Origin of the sequence: Chlorogloeopsis sp. ULAP02 (assembly GCF_038404745.2) — a bacterium.
GTDB lineage: Bacteria > Cyanobacteriota > Cyanobacteriia > Cyanobacteriales > Nostocaceae > Chlorogloeopsis.
Genome location: NZ_JAYKTT020000003.1, coordinates 68,515 through 79,362, shown reverse-complemented (window position 1 = coordinate 79,362; position 10,848 = coordinate 68,515). Strand labels below are relative to the sequence as shown.

The window sequence follows — 10,848 nt, the reverse complement described above, 5'->3', positions numbered from 1 at the left end:
CCAGTATTTCTAAGTATTCAAAAAAAGTTCTTTTGAAGAATATACGTGTACCCATCATTGTCATATTTAAAAATAAGAAGCCATGATGCGAAAGGGAAATGCTAATACCAATTTCCTCTCACCTTGCTTTTTCGCACTCTATGGCTCAAATCCTCCAATTTGGCAACCGCAGCATCAGCGCCGCAGAAATTTTCCCAGTGCTGGCTGGTTATCAAATGCTGCCCCAATTGTGCCGCTTCCTAATTATTGATGAAGCGATAACTTCGTTAAGCTCCGCTAACGCACCCATACTTTTAACAGCAGAAGAGAAAACTAGCGCTATAGAGCAGTATTACAAGAATAATCAACTAACAACACCAGCACAAAGAGAAGCTTGGTTGAAGCATTATGGCATGAGTTGTGAGCAATTGGAGTCATTAGCTACACGAGAACTGAGGATTGAAAAATTTAAGCAAGCCACTTGGGGGTCAAAGATTGAATCGTACTTTCTGCAATATAAACCGCAGTTAGATAAAGTAATTTATTCCTTGATTCGCACATCTGATGCAGAAGTAGCCCAAGAACTTTACTTTCGGATTAAAGCAGGAGAACAGACTTTTGCTGAATGTGCAAGCCTTTACTCGCAAGGACAAGAAGCGCAAACAGGAGGACTAGTTGGCCCAGTTGGTCTTTCTCAACCCCACCCAGCAATTGCACAGAAACTCACCATTTCCCAACCAGGACAGTTGTGGCCGCCAATGCAATTGGAAAACTGGGTGGTAATTATACGACTGGAAAAGTTAATTCCAGCCCAGTTAGATGATGCTACACGCACTACACTGCTCAATCATTTGTTTGAAACTTGGCTGACTGAAGAATTAAACAATGCACAAATTTCTCTAAGAACTGACCAGATTTTGAATTCAAAATGCAAAATTCAAAATGAAAAAAGACTTTTTTGAATTCAGTAATTTTGGGTACAAGCCCCCACTGATTGCAATTTTGAATTTTGAATTGTTTTGACGCACCACCTTAGTAACGCCATGACTTCCAACACCACCACCTTTGAAGAATTCTTAACCAGCATCTCCCCCTTTGACAAGCTCGACAAAGGTGTGATTGAACGCATCGCCGCAAAGCTCGAACCATTGCGCTACCGGATGGGACAAGCCATTCTCGTGAAAGAAACCCTACCTGCAAGAATTGCCATCCTCCACACAGGACAAGCACGTTTGTTGGCATATGCACCCGGTGCTGCTGCTCCAGAAACGCTGCAACTACTCAAACCGGGGAAAATCTTAGGATGGACAAGCTTGGTGCGCGGTGTTGCTTGCGAAACAGCGATCGCTTGTGTTGAAACCCTTTGCCTCACCCTGAAAGCGACGGACTTTTTGGCACTGCTGGAGGAAGAAGAGGGGGAGAGGGGGCGAGGGGGTGAGGGGGTGAAGTTCTCCCACTCTCCCACTCTCCCGCTCCCCCCCTCCTCTTTTGCTGAATATTTCCGCAATCACTGTAGCCTAATTGAAATCTACGACTTGTTGGGAGCAGAACTACAACGCCGGGGAAAGGCTTGCGATGATTTATTAGAAAAAGCACAAGCCACCACCAAATCAGCTACTATCCTCAACCTACCTTCAGGTAAAACACCACTCCAACAACTAGACCCCAATCTACTGTGGTTAGTCAGCAGTAAAGGTTCTAATTATACAGTAGGTGAGCGCATTTCATGTGAGGGGGGGAGTGGGACAGGGGGAGAGGGGGGGAACTTTTCCTATTCTCAAACCATTAGTAGATTTGGGGCTGATAAACAAGAACCACAAACTTATATCTATGTAGAAAATCCCAAAGGACTTCGCCTAGTAGGTTTTATTGACCCTACTCTTTCATTCTCCCCCTCCCCCACTCCCCCACTCCCCCTCTCCCCCCCTCCTCCATTTGGGACAACGCACCCTACGCCCCAGAACACCCAGAAGAAGCTCTAGACCTCGCTCAAGCCCAAAGAGTAAAATATCCCTACGTTCATGGTAGAGGGCCAGTTGATAGCACCCTTGCTTGTTTTCAAATGCTTTCCCAACATCTAAGAATGCCTTGGAAGCGAGATGTACTGCGTCGTGCCTTAGTCAACAACTATCAACGCACTGGCAAAATCTCAATTGAACTTTGCGGAGGCGTCGCCGAACTGTTGGGACTGAAATCTCAACTCGTTAACATTCCCGCAGTCGCCATCTCTAAACTCCCCACACCCGTACTGCTGCCTTGGCTTGAGGGTTTTGCTATTCTTTACAAAGCATCAGAAAAAGAATTGGTACTTGCCATCCCCGAACAGGGCATTACCCATAAAAAGCCAGCAGATTTTGTTGAAGCTTGGGGTGAATCAGGTCAAGTATTACTCCTTCAACCAACTAAAGAAACTCCTAAACGTCGCTTTGATTTAAGTTGGTTTATTCCTGCTATCAAAAAGCATCGCACTGTCTTAATTGAAGTCTTTATCGCTTCATTATTCGTGCAACTATTGGGGTTGGCAAACCCTTTAATTACACAGGTAATTATTGATAAAGTTATCGTTCAAAATGGCATTAACACCCTCCACGTTTTGGGTTTTCTTTTAATTGCAATAGCTGTGGTAGAAGGTGTGATTACTTGGCTAAGAACCAACTTATTTGTTGATACCACTAACCGTATTGACTTAAGTTTGGGTGCAGAAGTTATTGACCATTTACTAAGATTACCACTACGTTACTTTGAAAAGCGCCCTGTCGGAGAAATATCTAGCCGCATTAACGAACTGGAGAACATTCGTTCTTTCCTTACGGGTACTGCCCTTACTGTTGTCCTGGATGCCATATTCTCTGTCATCTACATCGCAGTAATGATTTGGTATAGCTGGTTGCTAACTATCGTGGCACTGGCAACTGTACCTTTATTTGCCTTATTAACTTTTATATTCGCTCCCATCATTCGTCAACAAACCAGAACCAAAGCCGAAAGGAATGCCGAAACTCAATCTTATTTAGTAGAAGTTGTCTCTGGTATCCAAACTGTTAAAGCCCAAAATATCGAACTCAATTCCAGATGGCAATGGCAGACACGCTACGCACGTTACATTAGCGCCAGCTTTCAAAATGTCCTTACCTCCAATACCGCCAGTTCCTTTAGCAATTTTCTCAACAAACTCTCCAGTTTGCTATTGTTATGGGTTGGTGCGTATTTGGTACTGCAAAAGCAACTTACATTAGGAGAATTAATTGCTTTTCGTATCATTGCAGGCTACGTTACCAGTCCCCTACTAAGGTTAATTCAACTGTGGCAGAACTTCCAAGAAACGGCATTATCCCTTGAACGTCTTGCTGATATTCTCGATACTCCACAGGAAACCGAACTAGGAGGGGGGGAGTGGGAGAGTGGGAGAGTGGGAGAAAGGAAGAAATTCCCCCCCTCACCCCCTCGCCCCCTCTCCCCCTCTTCCCAAATTCCCATGCCTGCAATCGTCGGGCAGCTTAAGTATGAAAACGTTACCTTCAGCTTCGGCAAGAGTCCTAACCCACAACTTAACAACATTTGTCTTGAAATTCCTAGTGGTGCATTTGTGGGAGTTGTAGGACAAAGCGGTGCTGGCAAAAGCACTCTGACAAAGTTAATACCGCGTCTGTATGAGTTAGATTCTGGTCGCATCCTCATTGATGGCTATGATATCAGCAAAGTCGAACTCTACTCCTTGCGGCAACAAATTGGCATGGTGCTGCAAGATACTCTTCTGTTTGATACTACAGTGCAAGAAAATATTGCCCTGACAATGCCAGACGCGATGCCTGAAGAAATTGTCGAAGCCGCCAAAATCGCTTGCGCCCACGACTTTATTATGAACCTGCCTTCGGGTTATGAAACTCGTGTTGGCGAAAGAGGTGCTGCTTTATCTGGGGGACAAAGACAAAGAATAGCGATCGCCCGTACTGTACTGCAAAATCCACCACTGCTCATACTGGATGAGGCTACCAGCGCTTTGGATTATGCTACTGAACGGCAAGTCTGTCTGAATTTAGCACAAGCATTCAAAGGAAGAACAGTACTTTTTATTACCCATAGATTAGCAACTATCCGTAATGCCGATATTATCTTGATGATGAACCAAGGACAAGTAGCAGAACAAGGAACCCATGATGAACTTATGGCTTTCAAAGGATTGTACTACTGTCTGTATCAGCAACAAGAGACTGCGGGAGGATGAGACAGTCCATCTAAATTCTCTAACCTAGAAAGTTTATAAATAACCAACAATTAAAAGCTTAATCATAAAGCTTTAACAAGTAATCACCAACAAAAAAGATAACACTCTCACAAACAGCCAACACTTACAAATAATAACTATCAATAACTAAAACTTTATAAATAATCACGTTTACACAAACTAATTATGAATAACAATAACGTCAACGGTACAAATGGTAATAGCAAAGATTTCCACAATGGTAATGGTACTAACGATAACGGTAAAAATGGAAGTAATGGCAATAGCTCACCGAAACAATCAATAACTTCTATCCAACAATTGGAACAGCTATCAAATCACGCTACACCAGACTCTATAGAACCAAAACCACCTCGGACTGTAGCACGTAGTCTCCATAAATTTGACCAACCAGTTATTCTTACTCAATCAAGGAAGTGGTCAAGAGCAATTTTGTGGAGTTTAATGGCAGTAACTGCTGGTACTATTATCTGGGCAAACGTAACCAAAATTGAAGAAGCGGTTTCTGCCACTGGTAAGCTGGAACCAACAGGTACTGTTAAGGAAGTACAAGCGCCTGTTGGTGGCGTAGTCAAAGAAATTTATGTTGAAGATGGCAAGCAAGTAAAACAAGGAGAACGCCTCCTCAGCCTTGATTCCACTACTGCATTAGCTCAGTTAGATTCGTTACAAAAAATACACTCTTCTCTTGCTCAAGAAAACCAATTTTATCAATCGCAGCTAAAAAGTGGAAAGAGTGTTGATGTTACATCTTTGAAAATTCCTACCTCAATGCTTGACCTCACAAAAAGTCGAGCCGCGTTGGTTGCAGAAAACCAAGTGTATCGCACCCAATTAGATGATAATTTATCTAAAGTTCGCCTCACACTAGAACAAAAAGAACGCTTTTTATCCAACCAAATTGAACTAAATGCCCGTGTAGCTGCTGCCGGGTTGGAAATTGACCAATCAAAGCGCCAACTCCAGCAAGCTGAAATTAAACTCGCTACAACTAAAGAAACCTTGGTCATGAATCAAGGTATTTTGGATAACGTTACCCCACTCATGCAATCTGGGGCTATTTCCAAAATTCAGTACCTCAAACAAGAACAAGAAGTCCGTAACGCACTATCAGAAATTGACCAACTGATTCAAGAAAAGGCACGTTTGCAGTCAGCCATAGCACAAGGAGTAGCAAAATTACAAAACACTGTTGCTCTTTCTCGTAGAGATTGGCTCAATCAAATTTCAGAAAATAATAAACGTATAGCAGAAATTGACTCTCAACTGACGAAAGCCATAGTAGAAAATAACAAACGCATCGCTGAGATTGATAGCCAACTTAGCCAAACAAGGCTGAATCTGAAGTATCAGGAGATTGTCGCACCAGTTGCAGGTACAATCTTTGAACTCAAGGCACATACTCCAGGATTTGTAGTTACAGTCAGCGAACCAATCCTTAAGGTTGTACCCACTGATGCACTCATTGCCAAAGTGTTTATCACTAACAAAGATATTGGTTTTGTGAAAGAGGGAATGATGGTAGATGTGAGGATTGATTCGTTTCCTAAGAGCGAGTTTGGGGATATTAAAGGTAAGTTGGTGTGGATTGGTTCCGATGCTTTGCCACCGGATCAGATTTATCCGTTTTACAGATTTCCTGCTAAAGTGCAGTTGGAACAGCAGTCGCTTTTGGTGAATGGACGCAAGATACCGTTGCAATCGGGGATGTCCATAGGTGCCAATATTAAGCTCAGGGAACGCACGGTGATGTCGATTTTCACTGATATGTTTAGCTCTTCTGTGGAGAGCTTGAAAACTGTGCGTTAAGGCTTTTTGCAGGAATTACATCAATATTTAGATTGCCATCTTCCGCTGTTTATTGCGTTGACATATAAGTGCTTGGATAAATTGCGATCGCTGTTTGGATTTGAGTTACAGATATTTTTTCTGTGTAACTCGATCGGAAAATTTATGTAACCTAACTCAAATTACGTATAGATTAGTTACAGATAGGTTATGGGTAACTAAGATGAGCAAGCTTTCAGTAGTAGGAGAGGGGTTACTTTCACCTCATAACAGCACGAACATTATTGAAATAAATAAGCAGTGGGAGAAGTGGCAGAGGTGGCTCTTGACTGCCCAATCTTTTCGCTATGTCCCTAATAACAATGAACCACCTTACACCGCTCGTAAAGAGAAGGGAACGAAGGGACAGGCTAGTTATTGGTACGGTTACAGAAAAGTTGGTGGTGTTCTCACAAAACGCTATATAGGACGTTGTGAAGATTTATCTATAACCAAGTTATCTTTCTTTTGTCACTCTAGGCAGAGGAAAAAGAGAAATAGTCTAACCAAAGGGACAAAAAGAGATGATTATGCAAGGTATTCATGATGCTAATTAAATTAGAAAATCCACTCTGAAGTTGGGGAATAGAAAATATCTTGAGCCAAGGTTTAATCAAATTGAAAAGGATTAAAGGTTGAACAATAAGACGTAAATTATTCAAGATATTCTTCCAACCATGTTTTTCATTCCATAAAGGGTGTTCTGCAAATATCTTGAGAATATAACTATGAGATTCATGGAAGACACTTGAATGAAGGCTAACCATGAGATAGGCGCTACAAACTATTTCCCACCACTTTTGAATGTCAGGATAATGAGTCAGTCGAAAATCTGCCCATCCCAGTTCATTTTTACTTTGCTTAAGTCCATATTCTACCCATGTTCGTAGACCGTAAAAATTCCCAACTTCTGAGTACTTAATATCTGGAACATTCGTCATTAAAAACCATGTTGATTTTTCAGGTTGTTTTTCTGTATCCGTTGTGATTTGCCAATAACGAATGTCGCGCCGCTTGCCAAAAATAATCTCTCTAATATATCGAACTTCCTGATTTCCATTCGAGAAAACACGATTGAAACAACGCCATTTGTTATACCTAATGCTTTGCTCCTTTGGTAGCCAAACTCCGTGGTTGCTACGTATAGCTACAACAAAACTAAGTTGTAATTGATTCAAAACACTAATAAAATTCCCATCACTTTCTCCATACAGGCTATCTGCCAAAACCAGTTCAATCCTTTTACCCCGTTTCTTTGAGTTCTCTAATTAATTCTGCTGCAATTTCTGGTTTAGTTTTATATTTATCTCCTGCTTTCAATCTCTCCCGTGGTTTATAAATTTGAAATGTTAAAGGAAAAGTCATATCCTCTATGACCCCATAGGCTGTAACTACAACTATTCCATTTTCAATTTTGCCTAAGTTTCCAATATACTGACGTTTCACATAGTCTGTAGTACTACCTTGTTTTTTGTCTCCAGTTTCATCAATTATTAAAATAATTGACCGCTCGTTTAATACTCGCAGAATTAATTCTAATCTTCGCTTGTTTAAAGATTCTACTGACCATGGTGATTCGGTTAAGAAATGATGTAATGATTGCTGATTCTCTAATCCTACTACCTTGGCTATTTCTGGTAAGGTTTTCCTTTTTATTTCGGATATCATTCCTAAATGCAAATCTCGAAAATTTTCAAAACTCCTGACTTCTGGAAAGAGATTTCGGTAGATTGCACAATATTCATCTACAAATTTAATGCTTGGTTTGGGGCTTCTTGGCTGTGTCATCGTCCCCTCCTGGCTTTCACTCCTCTTTTCTGATTTTACTCTTCCCAGAGTGACAAAAGAAAGATTAATTGTTGATGATATTGGTTATGTCAAAAAATCTGAAGCTGAAACTTCTGTCTTGTTTGAGTTGATTGCTCATCGTTACGAACTCAAAAGTCTACTGATTACCTCTAATCATCCCTTCAGTTCTTGGGATGAAATTTTTGCTGACTCTACTATGACTGTCGCTGCTGTCGATCGCCTGGTGCATCACGCTGTCATCCTTGAAATTCAAGCTGACAGTTTTCGCAAACAGGCTGCTTTACATAAGTCCTCTTCTCATGATGAAAATCGGTCAGAATAATTGACGCGATTCGGTCAGGATAGTTGACATTTATATAGTTACCAGTTCATCGTCGCATTGCTATTCAACGGGACATTGAAACTCAAGATGGGATGACAGAGATTGCTCAAATTGCCCAAATATTTGGACAACAACAACCCATAATGTATGGGTTTATTGGTAATACCATCGCTAATGTTGAGAAGCCGAAACAAGTTCTTGATAACATTGTGCAAGTAATGAGATCTGAGGATCTACTACTTTTTGAGGTTCAGATTATTGACCTCTATAAACTAGAGCCGAGAAATTTCCAGAGAACAATTAGTTCTATTCAAGCAGAGTATGAAAATATCTCCTTTCGGAAGTTTGCATTTAGCGCTCTTCTACAGAACGTTTTTCTAAACCTGACTCCGATTGAGACGGATGATTTCTATACAGTTGAGGTATCCTCGAACGATTGGCAGAATTATGGTCAGGTAATACAAATTGATTGTTTCTTTGAAAATAAAAGCACCAAACCACTTCACATAATACTTGTAGAGGAGGAAAATATAATATTAAATCCACAAGAAAAAATCCGCCTTTATCGGTCTCGAAAGTTTCTTCAAAGCATTCTTCACAACTTTATTGAAGCCAGCAGCCTCAGAATTCTTGAGGAGGAAATGTATTTACATGAAGAGAAAGGGACTGGTTTTGTAGTAATGATGCTCCAACGACAAAAGTAATTTTCATCTCGTAAAATGTCGATTCTGCAAGGTTAATCAAAATCAGACAACAAATGAGCAGATGAATGTGAATTACTCACCTGCTCACTAGGCAATTTAGGGAGAAGCGTTATTGACTAACCGGCATGGGCAAGCTCTTTAGCAATATTCTGGGAATGGTTCACTGCTTGAGCGAACTCATTTAGAACATCTTTTAATCTTTGCTCAATTTCTTCATCAAGTTGCACGCTACCATCAGCTTGAATTTGAATTTGTTTATCTACAGCATAGACTGTACTCAATATGTGCCGCGCACCTAACTCAGATAACACAGGTTTCAAGGCATACTCAACTGATAATAAATGAGCAATTGTCCCACCTGTTGCTATTGGTAGTACAACTTTACCCGCCAATGCTTTTTGGGGTAATAAATCTAGAAATGCTTTAAGTACGCCTGTGTACGCTGCTTTATATATGGGAGTAGATATAATTACTCCACTTGCCTTTGCTAATAATGCTTTTGGTTGTTCTAATGCTGGACTATTGTAAAGTCCAAATGCCAAATCTTGCGCTGGTAAATCCCGTACAGAAATAATGTCTGTCTGTAAATCTTGCTGTGAGAGAATCTTGCTAGCATATTCTAAAATTGCATAGGTTCTGGAAGGGTGGGAAGGACTGCCAGCGATCGCCAAAATATTAGTCATTTTTATTAAAAACCTCTTTAATCTACAGTTGCAATTGTCTTTTCTTGAATTTGCTGTTTTGGGAATTCTCGGTTAGCCACAATTTCGCCAAAAGGACTTAGTACTTGTGGTTCCAATATTGGCTGGTTTTCCAGAGGCAAACGCGGGAAGAGTAATTCTGCGACTCGATATGCTTCTTCTAAATGGGGATATCCAGAAAAGATAAAAGTATCGATACCCAATTCGCTATATTCCTGTATTCTCTTCGCAACGGTATCGGGATCGCCTACCAAAGCAGTTCCGGCACCACCCCGAACTAAACCAATTCCTGCCCATAAATTCGGACTGATTTCCAAAGCTTCGCGACTACCGTTATGTAAGTTTTGCATCCGCTGTTGTCCTTCGGAATCCATACGTGAATAAGCTTGTTGGGCTTTGGCGATCGCCTCTTCATCCACGTAACGAATTAAATCATTAGCTGCATCCCATGCTTGGCTTTCAGTTTCTCGCACAATTACGTGTAAGCGAATACCGAAGCGTAATGTTCTGCCTTCTGCTTCTGCTAACCGCTTTACAGAAGCTATCTTTTCAGCAACTTGTTCTGGTGGTTCGCCCCAAGTTAAATACACATCTACGTGTTTAGCTGCAATACGCTGGGCAATGGGTGAAGAACCCCCAAACCACAATGGTGGATAAGGTTTCTGTACTGTTGGAAAGAGCAGCTTACCACCTTGTATGTTGAGATAATCTCCCTGAAAATCTGCAATTTCCCCTGCTGCAATCTGCCGCCACACCGTCAAAAATTCATCTGTTAATTCGTAGCGATCATCATGGGAAAGATGCAAACCATCCCCAGCCAATTCTACGGGATCGCCACCCGTGACGACGTTAATCAGTAATCTTCCACCGGATATACGATCAAATGTTGCTGCCATCCGTGCCGCTACCCCCGGTGACATCAACCCCGGACGAATTGCCACCAAAAATCGCATTCTTTTAGTATGCGTTACTAGAGTTGATGCCAAAATCCAGGCGTCTTCACAAGAACGTCCTGTAGGTAGTAATGCACCCGTAAAACCCAAATGATCCACGGCTTGGGCAATCTGCCGCCAGTAATCAAAGTTAACTGCCCGCCCGCCAATGGCAGTACCAAGATAACGCCCCTCACCGTGAGTTGGAATAAACCAAAGTAGCTGCATGATGTCTATTCAGAGTCGCTGCAAAATTTCTCTGCTTTTTTATTACGGTAAATCTATCTGTATACCGTATTATTTATTTCACTTCAGAGTATCGCATAGG

At 41.4% G+C, this 10,848-nt stretch carries 5 protein-coding genes and 3 pseudogenes; 5 read left to right on the top strand and 3 right to left on the bottom strand.

What is annotated here, in order from left to right; all coding sequences use genetic code 11:
- Window positions 1-140 precede the first annotated feature (140 nt).
- From U2718_RS03830 to U2718_RS03820, 3 genes and pseudogenes are all read left to right on the top strand, one after another.
- Entirely contained in the window at window positions 141-941 is an 801-nt protein-coding gene (locus U2718_RS03830; protein ID WP_411813220.1) for a peptidylprolyl isomerase, read from the top strand.
- 81 nt (window positions 942-1,022) lie between these two features.
- Window positions 1,023-4,204 (top strand): annotated as a pseudogene (locus tag U2718_RS03825) (peptidase domain-containing ABC transporter).
- Between the two features lie 186 nt (window positions 4,205-4,390).
- Window positions 4,391-6,034 (top strand): HlyD family efflux transporter periplasmic adaptor subunit, encoded by a 1,644-nt coding sequence (locus tag U2718_RS03820; RefSeq protein ID WP_411813219.1) that lies wholly within the window; start codon window positions 4,391-4,393, stop codon window positions 6,032-6,034.
- A 494-nt stretch (window positions 6,035-6,528) separates the two neighbouring features.
- On the opposite strand, the pseudogene U2718_RS03815 reads toward U2718_RS03820, so the two are convergent.
- Window positions 6,529-7,840 (bottom strand): annotated as a pseudogene (locus U2718_RS03815) (IS701 family transposase).
- Between the two features lie 64 nt (window positions 7,841-7,904).
- Here U2718_RS03815 and U2718_RS03810 point away from each other — a divergent pair.
- Window positions 7,905-8,183: pseudogene (locus tag U2718_RS03810) on the top strand (ATP-binding protein); the annotation flags it as partial.
- Window positions 8,184-8,275: 92 nt separating this feature from the next.
- Entirely contained in the window at window positions 8,276-8,887 is a 612-nt protein-coding gene (locus tag U2718_RS03805; protein ID WP_341994086.1) for a hypothetical protein, read from the top strand.
- Between the two features lie 116 nt (window positions 8,888-9,003).
- Here U2718_RS03805 and ssuE read toward each other — a convergent pair whose 3' ends face one another.
- Window positions 9,004-9,570: an NADPH-dependent FMN reductase gene (gene ssuE / locus U2718_RS03800; protein WP_341994087.1), complete on the bottom strand. Its 567-nt coding sequence runs from the start codon at window positions 9,568-9,570 to the stop codon at window positions 9,004-9,006.
- A gap of 17 nt (window positions 9,571-9,587) precedes the next feature.
- Window positions 9,588-10,748: an FMNH2-dependent alkanesulfonate monooxygenase gene (ssuD, locus tag U2718_RS03795; protein ID WP_341994088.1), complete on the bottom strand. Its 1,161-nt coding sequence runs from the start codon at window positions 10,746-10,748 to the stop codon at window positions 9,588-9,590.
- Window positions 10,749-10,848 lie beyond the last annotated feature (100 nt).

Bases quoted from the DNA above. Each gene is read 5' to 3' on its own strand.
- U2718_RS03830 (WP_411813220.1), top strand. From the start codon at position 141: ATGGCTCAAATCCTCCAATTTGGCAACCGCAGCATCAGCGCCGCAGAA.
- U2718_RS03820 (WP_411813219.1), top strand. From the start codon at position 4,391: ATGAATAACAATAACGTCAACGGTACAAATGGTAATAGCAAAGATTTC.
- U2718_RS03805 (WP_341994086.1), top strand. From the start codon at position 8,276: ATGACAGAGATTGCTCAAATTGCCCAAATATTTGGACAACAACAACCC.
- ssuE (WP_341994087.1), bottom strand. From the start codon at position 9,570: ATGACTAATATTTTGGCGATCGCTGGCAGTCCTTCCCACCCTTCCAGA.
- ssuD (WP_341994088.1), bottom strand. From the start codon at position 10,748: ATGCAGCTACTTTGGTTTATTCCAACTCACGGTGAGGGGCGTTATCTT.